Source organism: Burkholderia sp. AU44665 (assembly GCF_030504405.1).
In the GTDB taxonomy this organism is placed as follows: domain Bacteria; phylum Pseudomonadota; class Gammaproteobacteria; order Burkholderiales; family Burkholderiaceae; genus Burkholderia; species Burkholderia semiarida.
Window position 1 is genome coordinate 1 of record NZ_JAUJRI010000039.1, and the last position, 18,339, is coordinate 18,339.

17 protein-coding genes and 1 pseudogene are annotated in these 18,339 nt (G+C 69.7%); 8 read left to right on the forward strand and 10 right to left on the reverse strand.

What is annotated here, in order from left to right; all coding sequences use genetic code 11:
* Positions 1–162: 162 nt before the first annotated feature.
* From flgA to QZM15_RS33435, 3 genes and pseudogenes are all read left to right on the forward strand, one after another.
* Positions 163–801: pseudogene (flgA, locus tag QZM15_RS33425) on the forward strand (flagellar basal body P-ring formation chaperone FlgA); the annotation flags it as partial.
* Positions 802–918: 117 nt separating this feature from the next.
* Positions 919–1,245 carry a flagellar biosynthesis anti-sigma factor FlgM gene (gene flgM / locus QZM15_RS33430; protein WP_099316897.1) on the forward strand — a complete coding sequence of 109 codons (327 nt, stop codon included), beginning with the start codon at positions 919–921 and terminating at the stop codon, positions 1,243–1,245.
* 79 nt (positions 1,246–1,324) lie between these two features.
* The gene (locus QZM15_RS33435) at positions 1,325–1,765 is read left to right on the forward strand and encodes a flagella synthesis protein FlgN (RefSeq protein ID WP_099316898.1); all 441 of its coding nucleotides are present in this window, start codon (positions 1,325–1,327) and stop codon (positions 1,763–1,765) included.
* Between the two features lie 63 nt (positions 1,766–1,828).
* Here QZM15_RS33435 and QZM15_RS33440 read toward each other — a convergent pair whose 3' ends face one another.
* Complete coding sequence (locus tag QZM15_RS33440) at positions 1,829–3,679, reverse strand: M24 family metallopeptidase (protein ID WP_302108008.1); 1,851 nt, start codon at positions 3,677–3,679, stop codon at positions 1,829–1,831.
* Positions 3,680–4,067: 388 nt separating this feature from the next.
* On the opposite strand from QZM15_RS33440, the gene QZM15_RS33445 reads away from it, so the two are divergent.
* Positions 4,068–4,850, forward strand: a complete 783-nt coding sequence (locus tag QZM15_RS33445; protein ID WP_099316899.1) for a helix-turn-helix domain-containing protein — start codon at positions 4,068–4,070, stop codon at positions 4,848–4,850.
* A gap of 42 nt (positions 4,851–4,892) precedes the next feature.
* Here QZM15_RS33445 and QZM15_RS33450 read toward each other — a convergent pair whose 3' ends face one another.
* From QZM15_RS33450 to QZM15_RS33465, 4 genes are all read right to left on the reverse strand, one after another.
* Positions 4,893–6,134, reverse strand: coding sequence for a multifunctional CCA addition/repair protein (locus QZM15_RS33450; RefSeq protein WP_124863659.1), 1,242 nt, complete (start codon positions 6,132–6,134; stop codon positions 4,893–4,895).
* Positions 6,134–6,778, reverse strand: a complete 645-nt coding sequence (locus tag QZM15_RS33455; RefSeq protein WP_059583917.1) for a glutathione S-transferase family protein — start codon at positions 6,776–6,778, stop codon at positions 6,134–6,136. The genes QZM15_RS33450 and QZM15_RS33455 overlap by 1 nt, the downstream gene beginning before the upstream one ends.
* 66 nt (positions 6,779–6,844) lie before the next feature.
* The gene (locus tag QZM15_RS33460; RefSeq protein ID WP_059583919.1) at positions 6,845–7,804 is read right to left on the reverse strand and encodes a complex I NDUFA9 subunit family protein; all 960 of its coding nucleotides are present in this window, start codon (positions 7,802–7,804) and stop codon (positions 6,845–6,847) included.
* Between the two features lie 50 nt (positions 7,805–7,854).
* Positions 7,855–9,807, reverse strand: coding sequence for a lytic transglycosylase domain-containing protein (locus QZM15_RS33465; protein WP_060966543.1), 1,953 nt, complete (start codon positions 9,805–9,807; stop codon positions 7,855–7,857).
* Positions 9,808–9,815: 8 nt separating this feature from the next.
* Here QZM15_RS33465 and QZM15_RS33470 point away from each other — a divergent pair, with 8 nt between their 5' ends.
* Positions 9,816–10,424, forward strand: a complete 609-nt coding sequence (locus QZM15_RS33470; RefSeq protein WP_059642468.1) for a 5-formyltetrahydrofolate cyclo-ligase — start codon at positions 9,816–9,818, stop codon at positions 10,422–10,424.
* Between the two features lie 74 nt (positions 10,425–10,498).
* On the opposite strand, the gene QZM15_RS33475 is transcribed toward QZM15_RS33470, so the two are convergent.
* On the reverse strand, positions 10,499–11,011 hold the full coding sequence (locus QZM15_RS33475; RefSeq protein ID WP_059583924.1) for a winged helix DNA-binding protein: 513 nt from the start codon (positions 11,009–11,011) through the stop codon (positions 10,499–10,501).
* 149 nt (positions 11,012–11,160) lie between these two features.
* Between QZM15_RS33475 and pxpB the strand changes: the two genes are divergently transcribed.
* The 3 genes from pxpB to pxpA are packed head-to-tail and all read left to right on the forward strand — an operon-like array spanning position 11,161 to position 13,701.
* Positions 11,161–11,817, forward strand: coding sequence for a 5-oxoprolinase subunit PxpB (pxpB, locus tag QZM15_RS33480; protein ID WP_302108009.1), 657 nt, complete (start codon positions 11,161–11,163; stop codon positions 11,815–11,817).
* A complete protein-coding gene (locus QZM15_RS33485) occupies positions 11,814–12,881 on the forward strand; it encodes a biotin-dependent carboxyltransferase family protein (RefSeq protein ID WP_060312202.1) in 1,068 nt (355 codons plus the stop codon). Before pxpB ends, QZM15_RS33485 begins: the two co-directional genes overlap by 4 nt.
* A gap of 55 nt (positions 12,882–12,936) precedes the next feature.
* A complete protein-coding gene (pxpA, locus tag QZM15_RS33490) occupies positions 12,937–13,701 on the forward strand; it encodes a 5-oxoprolinase subunit PxpA (RefSeq protein ID WP_059642477.1) in 765 nt (254 codons plus the stop codon).
* A gap of 564 nt (positions 13,702–14,265) precedes the next feature.
* Here the strand turns inward: pxpA and QZM15_RS33495 are convergent.
* From QZM15_RS33495 to QZM15_RS33510, 4 genes are read right to left on the reverse strand one after another with little or no spacing between them, the layout of a single operon-like run.
* Complete coding sequence (locus tag QZM15_RS33495; RefSeq protein ID WP_059642480.1) at positions 14,266–15,411, reverse strand: TraB/GumN family protein; 1,146 nt, start codon at positions 15,409–15,411, stop codon at positions 14,266–14,268.
* Complete coding sequence (locus QZM15_RS33500) at positions 15,404–16,420, reverse strand: peptide ABC transporter ATP-binding protein (protein WP_059583932.1); 1,017 nt, start codon at positions 16,418–16,420, stop codon at positions 15,404–15,406. Before QZM15_RS33500 ends, QZM15_RS33495 begins: the two co-directional genes overlap by 8 nt.
* Positions 16,417–17,418, reverse strand: coding sequence for an ABC transporter ATP-binding protein (locus QZM15_RS33505; RefSeq protein WP_059583933.1), 1,002 nt, complete (start codon positions 17,416–17,418; stop codon positions 16,417–16,419). The genes QZM15_RS33500 and QZM15_RS33505 overlap by 4 nt, the downstream gene beginning before the upstream one ends.
* Positions 17,419–17,420: 2 nt before the next feature.
* Positions 17,421–18,338, reverse strand: a complete 918-nt coding sequence (locus tag QZM15_RS33510; RefSeq protein ID WP_006489141.1) for an ABC transporter permease subunit — start codon at positions 18,336–18,338, stop codon at positions 17,421–17,423.
* Position 18,339: the final 1 nt, after the last annotated feature.

Here is an 18,339-nt window from a genome sequence, read left to right on the forward strand (position 1 = left end):
GCCCGACAGACTCCGAATAAACAATTCTTTACATTTTTGCGGCCGATCCGTCCCTACAGCGGAATTTCCACGGTGCCGGCGTCCTTGACGATCGCCGTGACGATCTGGCCCGCCTCCGCCAACCCGGCCCCGGCTGCCGCCACGTCTCCGCCCGCGACGCCGCCCGCGACGCCGCCCGGCCAGCAAGATCCCGAAACGATCCGGCGCGCGGCCCTCGCGTTCCTGCAGCAGCAGATCGCCGGCCTGCCCGGCAAGACCACCGCGACGGTCACGACCGCCTTTCCGCGCGGGCTCGCCGCGTGCACGACGCTCGAACCGTTCCTGCCGACCGGCGCGCGCCTGTGGGGCCGCACGACGGTCGGCGTGCGCTGCGCGGGCGAACGGCCGTGGACCGTCTACCTGCAGGCGAAGGTCGCCGTGCAGGCTACCTATTACGTCGCCGCGCGCCAGATCGCGCCCGGCGAGCCGCTCTCCGCGGCCGATCTCGTCGCGCGCGACGGCGACCTGACGGTGCTGCCGCTCGCGGTGATCACCGATCCGGCGCAGGCGATCGGCGCGACCGCGCTCGCGCGCATCTCGGCCGGGCTGCCGCTGCGGCAGGACATGCTGAAGAGCGCGGCGTCGGTGTCGGCCGGCCAGACGGTGCGGGTCGTCGCGGCCGGCCCCGGCTTCACGATTTCGGCCGAGGGCAGCGCGCTCGCGAATGCGGCGCCCGGCCAGTCGGTGCGGGTGCGGATGGCGGCGGGCCAGATCGTCACGGCGATCGTCAAGGACGCCGGCACCGTGGAAATTCCGCTGTAGGGACGGATCGGCCGCAAAAATGTAAAGAATTGTTTATTCGGAGTCTGTCGGGCTCGCGATGCTAAAGTTCGGGCCGACCCGGCCGTTATCTGGGTCAAACCGTACAGGAAACCCATCGTGAAGATCGATTCCACTCCGAAACCGAGCCCCCTCGCGCCGACCGGCAACGGCGCGGCCCGTGCGCCGTCCGGCACGGACCAGCCGTCCGCACCGGCAGCCGACGCAGGATCGACCGGCGGCGACGCGACCGTGAACCTGTCGGGTCTGTCCGGCCAGTTGCGTTCGGTGTCCGCATCGGGCGACGCCGATATCGACGCGGGCCTGGTCCAGTCGATCAAGGACGCGCTGAACAACGGCACGCTGACGATCGACGCGAACAAGATTGCCGACGGCGTATTGAACACCGCCCGCGAACTGCTGCAGCAGCAGCGTCCGGGCAGCTAATCCCCGGCCTCGTGGCCGGGTCACCCCGGTTTGCCGGCGCGCGCAGCACTGCGCGCACCGGCGTGACGAGCATGACGCGATGAGAGAAGAGCTGCTGGCCACGGTCAACGACGAACACGCGACGGTCGAGGCGTTCGCGTCCCTGCTCGTCTACGAGGAAAAGGCGCTGACGACGGCCGAGCCGCTCGAGATGCTGCCCGGGATCGTCGAGAAGAAAAGCGCGCTGATCGACCGGCTCGCGCAGCTCGAACGCACGCGCGACACGCAGCTTTCCGCGCTCGGCTTTCCGGCCGGCAAGAAAGGCATGGACCAGGCGGCCGAGCGCGATGCGCGCCTCGCGAGCCGCTGGCAACTGCTGCAGCAGGCCGCCGAACGCGCGCGCCAGGCCAATGCGAACAACGGGATGCTGATCCGGATCCGGATGGACTACAACGAGCGCGCGCTCGCGGTGCTGCGCTCGGCGCCCACGCCGGCCGGCGTGTACGGCCCCGACGGGCGCGTGTCGGCGCTCACGCGCTGACCGGCCGGCGTCGAGCCGCGCCGCGGGGCCGCCCCGCGGCCGCGCTCCCTGCTTTCCCCTTCGTTACAACAGCGGACACGCGGTGACCTGCGTGCCGCGTTCCACGCACAGCCGCTCGTAGTCGCGCAGGTACGCGCGCTCGGCGTCGTCCAGCAGATCGAGATCGATCAGGTCCCAGTCGTAGCCGACCGTCACGATGTTCTCGAACGTCACCGTGCCCGGCTGCGCGTCGTCCGGCCGCACGATCACGATGTTCTCGATCCGCACGCCGCCCTTGCCCGGCAGGTAGATGCCCGGCTCGACCGAAATCACCGCATTCGGCACCAGCCCGTACGTCGCACCCGGCGCGAACCGCACGCCGCCCTCGTGCACGTGGATCCCGACGCCGTGGCCGGTGCCGTGGCCGAAATCGTGGCCATGATCGCGGCACACCTGGCGCACCAGCGCATCGACGTCGCCGCCCGTCGCCGCGGCCGGAAAGCGCGCGACGATCCCCTTGATGCAGGCCTTCAGCGCGACCGTGTAGATCTCGCGCTGCCACCGCTGCGCGACCGTCTCCGGCCGCGTGCGGCGCAGCACGACGCGCGTGCAGTCCGTCGCGAAGCCGGCTTCGTAGTACGCGCCGCTGTCGAGCAGCACGAGCTCGCCCTCGGTCAGCTCGACGTCGGTGCTCGCTGCCGTGTAATGCGCGAACGCGCTGTTCGCGCCGTTCGCCGCGATCGACGGGAACGACAGCGCGACCGCCGAACGGGCGCCGTACGCGTCGTTGATCCTGCGCGCGAGGTCGTACTCGGTGTGGCGCACGCCCGGCTCGCCGGTCTTCGCCCAGCGCATCGTCTCGGCGATCGCCGTGGAGCTGCGCGCGAACGCGTCGCGGAAGCGCTCGAGCACCGCCGGCGTCTTGCTTGCCCGCATCGCCTCGACCGGGTTGAAATCGGCATGCCGCGCGTGCGGCCACACGCGCTTCACCGCGTCGACGAGCGCGCAGTTCACCGATTCGAAGCCGTAGCACACGTGCTCGACCGCGAACCGGGCCAGAAACCGTTCGAGCGCCGCGACGTCGCGCCGGATCACGTGCAGCGCCGGATACGAATCGAGCGCGACCTCGCAGCGGTCGCAGCCTTCCGGCAAGAACAGCGCCACCTGGCCGCCGATCGCGAACAGGAAGCCGAGGTGCGACGACGCATTCGGGATGTGATAGCCGCGGCTGTTCAGCAGATACGCGAGATCGTCCGACGCGCAGGTGAAGAACGCCGTCCTGCCGTCGGCCGCGCCGGTATGCGCGGCGAGCCGGCGGTTCAGCGCGTCGAGGTTCTGCGCGACGCTCGCGCCGGTCATCGCGGCCGGAATCTCGAAGATCGGCCGCTCGACGTTCCAGCCCGGCAGCGCGATCGCGCGATCGATCTCGCGATCGGCGAGGCTCGCCCAGTCGAGCGACGCGGCCCGTGTCTGCTCGAACAGCCGGTCGCGCTGCGCGACGCTGATCCGCCGCGCGTCGTAGCCGACCCGCGCGAGCCGGCTCGCGTGCGCGAGCAGCCAGTCGGCCATCGCCTGCCAGATCGTCACGTCGATGCCGAGCTTCTCGACGCGCACGCGCGCCGGATCGCACTGCTCGTCGGCCTGGAAGTGATAGCGGCCGTCGACGAACAGCACGAACGGCGGCAGATCGAGCGCCTGCGCGGTCGCCGCGCTCAGGAAGATTCCGCAGCCGGCCGACCCGTCGAAACCGGACACCGCGTAGCGCGGGTTGTTGCCGCGCGGCAGGTATTCGGTCACGTATTCGTCCTGCGACGTGATCACCACCGCGTCGAGCCGCGCGGCATCGAGCAGGCGCGACAGGCCGGCCTGCGTGTCGGCGACGGACGCGTCGTACGGGGGAAGGCCGGAGAAGCTGTATTTCAGTCGATCGATCATCGGATGCCCGTTATGCGTTGTTGTCGGCGGCCGGAAGCATGTCGCGGCGTCGCACCTGCCTGACACGACACGTCGCCGCGGTTCAGGTCACGCACGGCACGACGCGCGGCCGCGGCCGCGCCGCCGTTCAGGCGGCAGGCCCTCGGTAAAATTTTTGTCTCACTTAACTTTGTTTGATGCGCGACAGAATCTAGAGCACGCTGAAATCGAGGTCAAGCCAAAATTTTCGTAGGACTAAAATCGGCGCCCTGCCCGCGGATCCCGGCACAACGCCAATTCGGCCGGCGACGCCGCGCGGTACAATGCGCCGGCCCCGCCGCCGTCCCGCCCCGGCGGCCGCTTAGCCCCTTCGCCCGCGTCCCGACTCGTTGCCACACGAAAGAGATTCATGGATTCAGACCTCATGCGTATCGGCCAGCGCATTCGCCGCCTGCGCCGGGAAGCGAAGAAGACGCTGCTGGAAGTCGCGTCCGAAGCGAAACTGTCGGTGGGGTTCCTGTCGCAGGTCGAGCGTCATCTGACGGGCATCTCGCTGTCGTCGCTCGTCAACGTCGCGAAGGCGCTGGGCGTGCCGCTCGGCGCGCTGATCGACCAGCCGCGCCAGGCGCAGCCCGATTCGCACGAGGGCAGCCGCCGGCCGTACGCGCTCGACGCCGCGTCGCAGTGGTACGAGCGGCTGTCCACCACGTTCGACGGCAGCCAGATCAACGCGCTCAAGGTGCAGATGCTGGAAGGCTACCGGTCCGAATGGGTCGCGCACGGCGGCGACGAATTCGTGTACGTGCTGGCCGGCCGCGTCTGCTACACGGTCGGCAAGAAGCATTACCCGCTGACGGCCGGCGACTCGCTGCACTTCGACGCGCGCAAGCGCCATCGCGTGGCCAACGTCGGCGACGGGCCGGCCGAGCTGATCACCGTCAGCACGCTGCCGCTGTTCGACGACAGCGGTGCGGAATGCGTGCCCGCGACGACGGATATCGGGCAGCCGGCCGCTGGCGCGCCGCGCGTGCGCCGCCGCGCGCCGGCTCCCGAACGGAATGGCCGCGACGCCGCCGCGGCACGGCCGTCGAGGGCCGGCGCAGCCGAAAGGAAGGGGACGGCGAAGGCGCGCGCTGCCGCCGCCGGCAAACGCCCGGCGGCTGCGACCCCGGCACGCAGGAAGAAACCGTAACGGCCGACGGGCGCGCACGCCCTGCGCGCTGTTCCGCGCCGCCTACTCGCCGATCGCGAGCGCCTGCGCGACAGCCTGGATCCGCGCGCGGTGCACGGCATCCTTGATCTTCTCCGTGTCGCTGCCGATGCCGCGCGCGATCGCACCGGCATCGACGCTGCGCGCCGCCGCGAGCGCGACGCGCAGCCGCTCGGCCTGCGGGTACGGCTGCGCCTCGAGCCCGAGCCGGCCGCGCGCATCCGATTCGCAGGCCTGCAGCAGTTCGGCGAAGCGCGCCGGCTTGCGCAGCGCGTCGCTGCGCTCGAAGAGCCGCACCAGCGCGGCCGCGCCCATTTCCATCACACGATGCAGGTTGCCGTGCTCGCGCGCGACCACCAGCGCGAGATCGCGGCATTCGTTCGGCACGCGCAGCCGCTCGCACAACGGCTTGAGCAGTTCGACGCTGCGGCCTTCGTGGCCGACGTGGCGCGGCAGCACGTCCGCGGGCGTCGTTCCCTTGCCGAGATCGTGCGTGAGCGCCGCGAAGCGCACCGCCAGCGAATAGCCCTGCTTCGCCGCGTAGTCGACCACCATCATCACGTGCACGCCGGTATCGACTTCCGGGTGGTAATCGGCGCGCTGCGGCACGCCCCACAGCGCGTCGACCTCGGGCAGGATGCGCGCGAGCGCGCCGCAGTCGCGCAACACCGCGAACATCCGCGACGGCCTCGCCTCCATCAGCCCGCGCGCGATCTCCTGCCATACGCGCTCGGGCACGAGCGCATCGACCTCGCCCGCGTCAACCATGCGCCGCATCAGCGCGAGCGTTTCGTCCGCGACCGTGAAATCCGCGAACCGCGCGGCAAAGCGCGCGATGCGCAGGATCCGCACCGGATCCTCGACGAACGCGTCGCTCACGTGCCGGAACACGCGCGCGCGCAGGTCGGCCTGCCCGTCGAACGGGTCGATCACCGGGCCGACCAGCGCGCCATCCGGGCTCACCTCGCGCGCCATCGCGTTGATCGTCAGGTCGCGCCGTGCGAGATCCTCGTCGAGCGTCACGTCCGGCGCGTAATGGAACTGGAAGCCGTGATAGCCGGCCGCCGTCTTGCGCTCGGTGCGCGCCAGCGCGTATTCCTCCTGCGTCCGCGGATGCAGGAACACCGGGAAATCCTTGCCGACCGGCCGGAAGCCCTGCGCGGTCATCTGCTCGGGCGTCGCGCCGACCACCACGTAGTCGCGGTCCTGCACCGGCACGCCGAGCAATTCGTCGCGGATCGCTCCGCCTACTGCGTAGATGTTCATCACTGGGGCTCGTATTCGGCGATCACGTTGGTTTCGCGGCGCGCGCCGTCGATCCACTGCCGCACCGCCGGCAGCGCCGTCACGCGCGCCGCATAGCCGGCGGCTTCCGGCGACAGCGCCGGCGCGTACGTGTTGAAGCGCATCACGACGGGCGCGTACATCGCGTCGGCAATGCCGAATTCGCCGAACAGGAACGGCCCGCCCGACGCCTCGATGCATTCGCTCCACAACGCGTCGATGCGCGCGACGTCGGCGAGCGCTTCCGGCGTCGCGCCGCGCCCCGGCATCGACGCGCGGATGCTCATGCCCATCTGCGTGCGCAGCGCCGCGAAGCCCGAATGCATCTCGGCGGATATGCAGCGCGCATGCGCGCGCGCGAGCGGGTCGGCCGGCCACATCGGGAATTGCGGATAGCGCTCGGCGAGCGTCTCGGCGATCGCGAGCGAATCCCAGATCGCCGAGCCGTGATCGTCGACGAGGCACGGCACCTTGCCGGTCGGCGAGTATTCGCGGATGCGCGCGGCCGTGTCGTCGCGACGCAGCTCGACCACGATCTCGTCGAACGGGATGCCGAAATGCACGAGCAGCAGCCACGGCCGCATCGACCACGACGAGTAGTTCTTGTCTCCAATGACGAGCTTCATGACGGGGTTCCCGAAAACGCGAAAAAGGAAAAGAAAGGGGCCGGCCGACGTTGCCCGGCGCGCGGGTTAACGACGCGAGCGGAACCAGTCGAACCGCGAGCGTTTCGTCGCTTCGCCGAGATACGCGGGCGCGATGCTTTCGAGACTCGCGGGCGAGAGCCCGAGTTCCGGCGCGAGCGGCCCCGACAGCACGTTCGGCACCGACATCGTCGCGAGATTGTCGCGCGTGAGCACCGGCTCGCCCGGCAGGCATTCGAACACGCTTGCCTGCAGCCGCGCAAGCGCGTCGGGCAGCCGCACGATGCGTGCCTGCCGGCCGACCAGCGTGCCGCAGTAGCGCACCAGTTGCTCGAGCGTGTAGACGGTCGGGCCGCCGAGCTCGTAGGTCTTGCCGTGCGCGCCCGCGAGATCGAGCGTGTTGACGAACGCGCGCACGACGTCGCCGACGAACACCGGCTGGAAGCGCGCGTCGGGCATCGCGAGCGGCAGCACGGGCACCGTGCGCTGCAGGGTCGCGAACGTATTGAGGAAGGCGTCGCCCGGGCCGAACACGACCGACGGACGGAAGATCGTCAGCGCGAGCGAATCGGTGGCCGCGATCGCATGCAGCGCGGCTTCGCCGTCGCCCTTCGAGCGCTGGTACATGCTCGCGCCGTGGGAATCGGCGCCGAGCGCGCTCATGTGCAGCAGACGCCGCACGCCGGCCTCCGTGCAGGCCGTCGCGAGCGCGGCCGGCAGCGCGACGTGCGCGCGCTCGAAGCCCGGCCCGTACGGCGTGCCGCGCCCGCCGTGCAGCACGCCGACCAGGTTGATCGCCGCGTGCGCGCCGGCGACGAAGCGCGCGAGCGTGCGCGTGTCGAGCGCGTCGAGCTCGACGATGTCGACCGGCAGCATCTGCAGGTGGCGCGCGTGGTCGCGCCGCCGCGTGCCGATCCGCACGTGCTTGCCGGCGTCGATCAGCGCATTGACGAGCCGGCTGCCGATGAAGCCGGTGCCGCCCAGCAGCGCGACGGTCTGGCGATCCATGATGTGGGCCTCGAAAGAACACTGCCGCGTCTCGCGCGGCAGTTCATGTATCAGGGCGAGATCATGCCTAGACGCTTCTTCAACGACTGCGGTTTGCCCTCGAAGAGCGCCGCGTAGTAGACGGTGTTCGACAGCACGTTCTTCACGTAGTCGCGCGTCTCGTTGAACGGAATCGTCTCCGCGAAGATCGCGCCTTCGACCGGCTGCGTCAACACCTGGCGCCACTGGCGCGGCCGGCCCGGGCCCGCGTTGTAGCCGGCGGTGGCGAGCACCGGCGAGCTGTCGAAGTTGTTGTAGATGTCCGCGAGATACCACGTGCCGAGCTGGATGTTGGTGTCGATGTCGTGCATCTGCGCACGCGAGATCGTGCCCATGCCGAGCTTCTTCGCGACCATCTGGGCCGTCGCCGGCATCAGCTGCATCAGGCCGCCCGCGCCGACCGACGAACGCGCGCTGATGATGAAGCGCGATTCCTGGCGGATCAGCCCGTACGCCCACTCGACGTCGAGGCCCGTCGACTGCGCGTAGCGCTCGACGGTCGTGCGGTACGGCGACGGATAGCGCAGCGTGAAGTCGTGCTCGGCCTTCGTGCGGTCGGCCGTGTTGACCGTGCGGTCGAGCAGCTCGACGCGCTTGCCGTATTCGGCGGCCGCGAGCAGCTGGCGATCGGTCATCCCGCGCAGCGGCCAGTTCCATTCGCGATTGCCTTCGAGGCGCAGGTTCAGCGCATAGAAGCGCTGCGCGAGCGCGAAGCCCGGGATCTTGCTCATCGCGTCGATCTCGGCGTCGCTCACCTTCGTGCGCGGCGGAATCGTCGTGCGCTGGCCGAGCTCCTCGCCGGCCAGCTGCCCGTAGAAGTTGAACTGGCCGGCCACCTGCTCGAATTCCTGGTTCGCCTGCAGCGTGTCGCCGCTCTGCTTGAGCGCGCGCGCATGCCAGTAGATCCACGCCGGATCGTTGCGCAGCGACGGCGGCATCTGCTCGATCGACCAGCGCACCATCGGCCAGTTGCCGGCGAGCAGCGCGGCGCGCGTGCGCCATTCGTAGCCCGGGTTCGACAGCGGCGCGTTCGCCGATTTCGCGTACCAGACCGATGCCATCGGCGAGCGCTTGATCGCGCCCTGGTAGCCGATCGCGCCCCACGCGATCGCCTGTTCCTGCTTGGTGAGCGACGGCGCGACCGTCGTCAGCATCCCGGCGGCCGCGTCCGGATCGTTGCGCGCCATGCGGCCGAGCGCGATCAGCGCGAGCTGATGCGACGCGGCGTCGGGGCCGACGCCGCGCGCGAGATACAGCGGCGGCGCGCTCGTCGCCTGGTCGAAGCCGGCCGGGCGCGGGCCGAGCGCGTCGACGATCTTGCCGCCGAGCGTCGTGTAGTTCTGCTCGTACGCGAGGCGCGCCTGCTGCCACACGTCGTCGCTCGTGAACTGCTGGTTGACGGCGAGCGCGGTGATCAGGTCGACGCACGCGTCGCCGTAGTTCTTCGGCTCGACGAGCAGCGCGCGCGCCGCGTCGGCGACGTTCTCGTTGCGCGCCGCGCGCGATTCGAGCGCATAGCACTTGACCTGCGTGTCGTCGTCGAGCACGAAGCGCTTGTACTGGTCGTCGAAATTGCGCCAGTCGTGACGCGCGCCGAGCACGAGCAGGTAGTCGTTGCGCAGGCGATCGGCGATCGCCTGCCCGTCGTAGCGCTGCAGGAACGACTGCACGGGCGCGTCCGGCGCATCGACGCGCGCGCGGCCCGTCGAATCGAACAACTGCGGCTTGATCTGGAAATACTCGACGTAGGACGGAACCGGATAGTTCGGGATCATCGACGCAAGCTGCGCGGCCTTCGCGGCGTCGTTGCGGCGTGCGGCTTCGCGAAGCTGCACGAAGATCTGGTCATCCCCGGGGAGCGTGTCGTCGTTCGGTGCGGCGCATGCGGCCGTGCCCGCGACGAGCGCGGCGGCCGAAAGCGTCAGCGCGAGCGCGCGATATACTCGGAAAAGGCTGTTCGACATCGTTTTGAATGGAGCACGAAGTGAGCGAAAGCATAGCACGCAACCCTGTGCCGAACCCGAAGGTTGCGCTGCGCAAAACGCTGTCCGGCGCCCGTCGCGACGCCGCGTCGCAACCCGCCGCGAACGCCGCGCTCGACGCGCGGCTGCGCGCGCTGCTCGACCGTCTGGCGCCGCGCACGGTCGGGTTCTACTGGCCGCTGCCGGGCGAATTCGATGCGCGCGACGCGGTGCTCGCATGGTGCGCGGCGGGCGCCGGCCGGCGCGCCGCGCTGCCGGTGATCGGCGAGCGTCACACGCCGCTCGCCTTTCACGCGTGGGATGCGCGCACGCCGATGCGCGAAGGCCATCACCGGATTCCCGAACCGGCGTCGGGAATCGTCGTCGTGCCCGATCTTTTGCTGATTCCCTGCGTGGGATTCGATCTTCAGCGCTACCGGCTCGGCTACGGCGGCGGCTACTACGACCGCACGCTCGCCGCGTGGCCGGGCGACGCGCTGCCCGTGACGGTCGGCATCGCGTACGAAGCATGCCGCGTCGATGCGCTGCCGGCCGAAGCGCACGATCTCGCGCTGCGCTGGATCGTCACCGACGGCGCGCTTTACCCGGGCGCCGGATAATGCCGCGCGCGGCGCCGCGATCGTCGCCATGCGCCCGTGAGCGCATCGCCGCGCGCGCCGCTTTGCGCCGGCGCCTACAGCGACGCCGCCGCGCGCGCGGCCGTGTCGTAGAGGCCCGAAGCGTGGCGCAGCAACTGCGCCGCGTCGCCGATCTGCTCGTTGGTGAGGCCGCTGTCCTTCAGCGTCTCGATCAGGCAGTGCTCGCGCACCTCGCGGTATTTCAGGCACAGCTCGCGGCCCGCGTCGGTCGCGAAGAAGAACACTTCCTTGCCGCTCTTCTCGCTCTTCACATAGCCGCGGGCGATCAGTTTTTTCAGCGCATAGGTCGCGACGTGCGTATCCTCGATATTGAGCACGAAGCAGATGTCGGCGAGCTTCTTCTTGCGTTCGCGATGGCTGACGTGATGCAGCAGCGAGACCTCGACCGCCGTCATGTCCTTCGCGCCCGCCGCCGACATGCAGCGCACCATCCAGCGGTTGAACGCGTTGCCGGCCATGATGAGCCCGTATTCGAGCTCCGACAGCTCCGCGCTCGATTCGGAAACGAGGTGTTCGGATGACACGATCTTGGTCGCAGGACGCTTCATGGAAAGGCGGCGCAAGCCGGATGACAGGATGTGCCCGAGTGTACGCCAGAAGCCCCAGCCGACGAGCTAGGCGAAAACGCTTATTGAGAAGTTGTCGATATTTTATTGACAATGTGCGCTAACATTGCCGTCCGAACCGTGCCAGTCCGATGACGCAACCCCGCATTTATCCGCTCGGCGATGCCGCCCTCGTCTGCGAGGTGCCGCCGCCCGCCACGCTCGATTGCCAGCGCCGCGTCTGGGCCGTGGCGGAGGCTGCGCGCGCATGGCCCGACGTGATCGACGTCGTCCCCGGCATGAACAACCTGACCATCGTGTTCGACGCGCTCGCCGCGACGGCCGACTCGCTCACGCCCGCGCTGCGCGACGCGTGGGAGACGGCCGACGTCGAGCACGCCGACGGCCGCGAGGTCGAGATTCCGGTCGAATACGGCGGGGCCGCCGGCCCCGACCTGGCCGCCGTCGCCGCGCACACGGGCCTGTCGGCCGATGAAGTCGTCGCGCGCCACGCGGGCGGCGCCTACGTCGTGTTCTTCGTCGGCTTCCAGCCGGGCTTCGCGTATCTGGGCGGCCTCGACGCGTCGCTGCACACGCCGCGCCGCGCGGCGCCGCGGCTCGAGGTGCCGGCCGGCTCGGTCGGCATCGGCGGCGCGCAGACGGGCATCTACCCGGCCACGTCGCCCGGCGGCTGGCAGTTGATCGGCCGCACGTCGCAGGTGCTGTTCGATCCGGCGCGGCCGCAGCCGACGCTGCTGCTGCCCGGCGACCGCGTACGCTTCACCATCGCCGGAGTCGACACACGATGACCCAGAGCAACGCACCGGGCACCATCGAAGTCGTGCGGGCCGGGCCGCTGTCGACCGTGCAGGATCTCGGGCGCCGCGGCATGCGCCATCTCGGCGTCGCGCAGGGCGGCGCGCTCGACGGCCTCGCGCTCGAGGTCGGCAACCGGCTCGTCGGCAACCGCCCCGACGCCGCGGCCGTCGAAATCACGATCGGCCCCGCCGCGTTCCGCTTCCCGCGCGCCACGCGCATCGCGATCACCGGCACCGAATTCGGCGCGACGCTCGACGGCAAGCCCGTGCACGCGTGGTGGAGCCTGCCGGTCGACGCCGGGCAGACGCTCGTGCTGCCGGCCGCGAAACGCGGGATGCGCGGCTACCTGTGCATCGCGGGCGGCATCGACGTGCTGCCGATGCTCGGCTCGCGCAGCACCGATCTCGCGTCGCGCTTCGGCGGCCTCGGCGGCCGCGCGCTGCGCGACGGCGATCGCCTGCCGGTCGGCGTGCCGCCGGCCGGCGCGGGCTGCCTGGCGCCCGATGCGCCCGAATTCGGCGTGAAGGCGCCCGCGTGGTGCGCGTTCGTGCGGGTCGACGAGCCGCCGCGCCGTCACCGCCCCGCGCATGCGCCGTGGGCGATGCCCGTGCGCGTGCTGCCGGGCCCCGACTACGCGTCGTTCGCGGCCGATGCGCAGCAGGCGTTCTGGGACGAGGAATGGCTCGTCACCGCGAACAGCAACCGGATGGGCTATCGCCTCGCCGGCGCCGAGCTTGCGCGCGAGCGGCCGGTCGAGCTGCTGTCGCACGCGGTACTGCCCGGCACGGTCCAGGTGCCGCCGAACGGCCAGCCGATCGTGCTGATGCACGACGCGCAGACCACCGGCGGCTACCCGAAGATCGGCACGGTGATCCGCGCCGATCTGTGGAAGCTCGCGCAGGCGCGGCTCAACCTGCCGATCCGCTTCGTGCGCACGACGCCCGATGCCGCGCGTGCCGCCCTCGTCGCGGAACGGGCGTACCTGCGGCAGATCGACGTCGCGATCGAAATGCGCGAGGAGGCGCGCCGCCGCGCCGGATCGCGCGCGGCGTGACAATGGCGGAAGCAGCAGCGAAAGACGCGCCACGCAACCAGTGGACGAGGAACATATGGAAATCGATCTGAATGCCGATCTCGGCGAAGGATGCGGATCGGACGAGGCGCTGCTCGACCTCGTCACGTCGGCGAACATCGCATGCGGCTGGCATGCAGGCGGCGCGAACGCGATGCGCGACTGCGTGCGCTGGGCCGTGCGCAAGGGCGTGTCGATCGGCGCGCACCCGAGCTTTCACGATCCGGAGAATTTCGGCCGCAAGGAAATGCAGCTGCCGGCCGGCGACATCTATGCGGGCGTGCTGTACCAGCTCGGCGCGCTGTCGGCGATCGCGCAGGCCGAGGGCGGGCGCATCGCGCACGTGAAGCCGCACGGCGCGCTGTACAACCAGGCCGCGCGCGACCCGATGATCGCCGACGCCGTGGTGTCCGCGATCCACGATTTCGATCCGTCGCTCGCGGTATTCGGCCTCGCGAATAGCGTGTTCATCGCGGCCGCGCGGCATGCGGGGCTCGCGGCGGTGGAAGAGGTGTTCGCCGATCGCGGCTACCGCGCGGACGGCTCGCTGGTGCCGCGCAGTCAGCCCGGCGCGCTGATCGACGACGAAGACGCGGTGCTCGCGCGCACGCTCGACATGGTGCGCAACCGGCAGGTGCGCGCATTGAGCGGCGAGTGGGTGCCGCTCAATGCGCAGACCGTCTGCCTGCATGGCGACGGGCCGCATGCGCTGGCGTTCGCGAAGCGGATCCGCGCGGCGCTCGAGGCCGCCGGCGTCGACGTGGTTGCGCCCGGCGCGCTGCAGGCCGACGAACGCGCATAACGAAGCATTCGGCGTATTCGGCACATTGCCGCGCGCCGCACGTTTTCGTCGCGGCAAAGAAAAAAGCGCCCTCGCGGCGCTTTTCCGTTGGTGCAATCGCCGCGGCTTCGCCGTCTGTCGATTCACCCCCCGAAACCGTCTTTCGACGGTGACCGGAAAAATATTCCGGATTAAAAAACGTCCGCCGCCGCCCGATCACTGCCTTCCCCGGTCAGACGACGGAACGTCGCTTATGTGCAAGTCGGCCCGCATGCATGTGTTGTAGACGACGTTGGCCCCGCCGTGCATGCAGCCTCTCCGCGGCCGGCACGTGCTTCACGTGCCGGCGACGCTCACCCCGCGCTTTATTTCTGCTACCCCGTAGAACTTATCTATTCTTTTCATTTTTTCAACTTGTGGGATGAAGAATAGAGATCGGCCGAACGGGATGTCAATCGTTTTAAACGCTATTTTCCGACGATTCAAGGGTTTTCCTTATCGACCGGCGCCACCGCGCAGGCGCGTCGCGCGGCGCGCGAGTCGTCGATCAAACAGGGGATGATCACGGCGGGCAGCCGGGCGCGATCAGTTCGCGTCGACCCGGTATCCTTGCTGGCGCAACAATTCGAGCACGCCGCGCGGGCCGCCCAGATGCAGCGCGCCGATCGCGACGAACAGCGGCCGGTTCGGCGCGGCGATTGCCGTCATCCGTGCAACGAAGCGCCGGTTGCGCTCGTACACGATCTTGTTGTCGAGCGACGCCGACAACGCCTTCGAACGCGCGAGCCGTTCGCTCTTCGCGACGGCCCACGCCGAGATCGCATCGGCGTCGCCAATTCGCCACAGCCGGTGCAGCGCCTTGATGTCGTCGGCGTTCTGCGCGGGCGTCTGCACCATGTCCTGCGCGAGCATCTCGCGCTGCTCCGCGAGCGTCAGCCCGGTGAACGCGCGCATCTGCTCGGCGAGCGTCTCGAGCCCGATCACGCGGCCGCCCTTCTTCCTCAGGAACACGTTCTGCAGCTGCGCCTCGGTGCCGTATTCGGTCTGCAGGCCGGCCGACAGCGAATCGTAGGTCTCGACGACGAGCGCCGCGAGCCACGGCCGCATCTTGCGGATCTCGGCGAGCGCGGCCGGGTTGCCGCGCAGGCGCGCCGCGAGCCGCTGCCACAGCGGCTCGGGCAGCAGGCGCTGCAGGCACGGATAGCGGCACACGCCGTACTTCGACACGTCGTCCTGCGATTCGAGCAGATCGTCGGGCGACAGCTCGAGCGCGAGCGTCGGCGACGCGGCGAGCGCCGCGAGGATGGGCGGCCGGAACGGCTGCGCGCTCGGGTAGTCGGACGGATCGCCCGTGTGCAGCGTGCCGAGCACGTAGAGCGTGACCTTGCCCCTGGTCGCGACGTAGAACGGCATGCGCGCCGGCTGCACGCGCACGGTGCCGCGCGACACCGTGCCGTCGGACACGGCCGGCGCATGGAAGCCCGGCAGGCTCATGCCGGGCGGCGGAACCTGCGACGGACGAATCGGCGCGGTCGCCGGCGCACGCCCTTCGGCCCGCGCCGGTTCGACGGGGGCCACGACGCTGGCCGCCACGCACGCGCCGGCCAGCGCCGCGCCCGTGACGGTACGCACGCTCCAGCGCCGCGCGTCGCGGTACGCGCGCATTGCGCGCGCGCCGCCTGCCCCCGCACGGCGCGCGCCGGACACGCGCGCCGCCAACGCTTCAGGCATTCGCCTCCCCGACTTCCTCGGCGCGATGGCAGGCCACGCGCCGGCCGTCCACTTCGCGCAGTTGCGGCTCCTCGACGCGGCACCGCTCGATCGCGTACGGGCAGCGCTGATGGAACGCGCAGCCCGACGGCGGATTGAGCGGCGACGGCAGTTCGCCCTGCAGCTTGATCTGCACGCGGCGGTCTTCCTCGAAGATCGCCGGCGTCGCCGACATCAGCGCCTGCGTGTACGGATGGCGCGGCCGTGCGTAGATCGTCGCCTTGTCGCCGAGCTCGGCGACGCTGCCGAAGTACATGACCATCACGTCGTCCGCGACGTGCTCGACCACCGACAGGTTGTGCGAGATGAACACGTAGCTCGTCTTGAACTGCTCCTGCAGATCCATGAACAGATTCAGGATCTGCGCCTGGATCGACACGTCGAGCGCGGACACCGGCTCGTCGGCGACGACGATGCGCGGATCGAGGATCATCGCGCGCGCGATCGCGACCCGCTGGCGCTGGCCGCCGGAGAACATGTGCGGATAGCGCTTCGCGTGCTCGGGCCGCAGGCCGACCGTGCGCATGATCTGCGCGACGCGCGCGGCGCGCTCGGCGGCCGTCAGGTTCGCGTTGATCTCGAGCGGCTCGGCGAGCGTCTGCTCGACGGTCTTGCGCGGGTTCAGCGACGCGAACGGATTCTGGAACACCATCTGCACGCGGCGGCGCAGGTCGGCGACCGTGTCGCGGCTCGCGCCGGCCACGTTCTTGCCGTCGATCACGAGGCTGCCCGCGGTGGGCGCCTCGATCATCGTGAGCTGGCGCGCGAGCGTCGACTTCCCGCAGCCCGACTCGCCGACGACGGCAAGCGTCTTGCCGCGCTTGAGCGAGAACGACACGCCGTTCAGCGCCTTCACCGTGCCCTGGCCGAACATCCCGCGCTTCACCGTGTAGTGTTTCGCGAGGCCGTCGGCCACCAGTACCGCTTCCTCGTCGTGCGATGCGCGAGGCGTTTGATTGACTGCATTCATCGTGCCCCTCCCGTCAGGTCGAGGTTGGAAACATTGAGCGGCTTGATGCAGCGCGCGCGCATCGCATCGTTGGCCGGCACCAGCGTGTCGAGCGCCGGCCGCGCCTTGCGGCAATCGTCGACGACGTACTTGCAGCGCGGCGCGAACAGGCACCCGGACGGGCGATCATCGCGGCCCGGCACCATGCCGGGCAATGCGGCAAGGCGACGCGCCCCCTGATTGTGCTCGGGAATCGCCGCGAGCAGCGCTTCGGTGTACGGATGATGCGGCGCGCGGAAGATGTCGGGCACGCGGTTGGTCTCGATGATCTCGCCCGCGTACATCACCGCGACGCGATGCGCGACCTCCGACACCACGGCCAGATCGTGCGAGATCAGCACGAGCGCCATTCCGCGTTCCTTCTGCAGCTTCACGAGCAGATCCATGATCTGCGCCTGGATCGTCACGTCGAGCGCGGTGGTCGGCTCGTCGGCGATCAGCAGCTTCGGGTTGCACGCGACGGCCATCGCGATCATCACGCGCTGGTTCATCCCGCCCGACATCTGGTGCGGGAACGACGCGATGCGGTTCTTCGCATCGGGAATGCCGACCTGGTCAAGCAGCTCGAGCGCGCGCCGGTGCAGCGCGTCGCCGCGCAGCCCTTCGTGCAGCTTCAGCACTTCCTTGATCTGGTAGCCGACCGTGTAGCTCGGGTTCAGGCTCGTCAGCGCGTCCTGGAACACCATCGCGATGTCCTTGCCGACGATCCTGCGGCGCGCCTTCGGCGACGCCTTCAGGAGATCCACGCCGTTGAACGTGACCTCGTCGGCCGTCACCTTGCCGGGCGCGTCGATCAGGCCCATCAGCGCCATCATCGTCACGCTCTTGCCCGAGCCCGATTCGCCGACGACGCCCACCACCTCGCCCGGCGCGACCGACAGGTTGATCCGGTCGACCGCGGGCAGGCCGTTGAAATTCACCGCGAGATTGCGGATGGTCAGAAGATTCTGGCTGCTCATGTTCACGCCATCCGTTTCAGTTTGGGATCGAGCGCGTCGCGCAGCCCGTCGCCGAGCAGGTTGATCGCGAGCACCGAAATCAGGATCGACAGGCCGGGCATCGTCACGATCCACCATGCGTTGTCGATGTAGTCGCGCGCGGAGGCCAGCATCGCGCCCCACTCGGCGGTCGGCGGCTGCACGCCGAGGCCGAGGAAGCCGAGCGCGGCCGCGTCGAGAATCGCCGACGAGAAGCCGAGCGTCGCCTGCACGATCAGCGGCGCCGTGCAGTTCGGCAGCACCTGCGAGAACATCAGGCGCAGCGTGCCGGCGCCGGCCACGCGCGACGCGGTCACGTATTCCTTCTGCAGCTCGCCGAGCGCCGACGCGCGCGTGAGGCGCACGTAGGCCGGCAGCGCGACGATCGCGATCGCGAACATCGTGTTGGTGAGGCCCGGGCCGATGATCGCGACGACCGCGACCGCGAGCAGCAGCGACGGCAGCGCGAGCAGCACGTCCATGATGCGCATCACCGGCGTGTCCGCCCATTTCTGGAAGAACGCGGCGACGAGCCCGAGCACGATGCCGGGAATCAGCGCGAGCACGACCGACACGAAGCCGATCCAGAACGACATCCGCGCGCCGAACATCAGCCGCGAAAGGATGTCGCGGCCCGCTTCGTCGGTGCCGAGGATGAATTGCCAGTTGCCGCCGGCGAGCCACGCGGGCGGAATCTTCACGTAGTCGCGATATTGCTCGACCGGGCTGTGCGGCGCGATCAGCGGTGCGAGCAGCGCGACTGCGATCAGCACGATCACGACGATGCCCGCGCCGACGGCGCCGCGGTTGCGCGAGAAGTTGGCCCAGAACTCGCGCAGCGCGAGCGCACGGCCGCCGGCCGGCGCGGATTCGGTCGGCAGGGTATTTTGCAGATTGCTCATG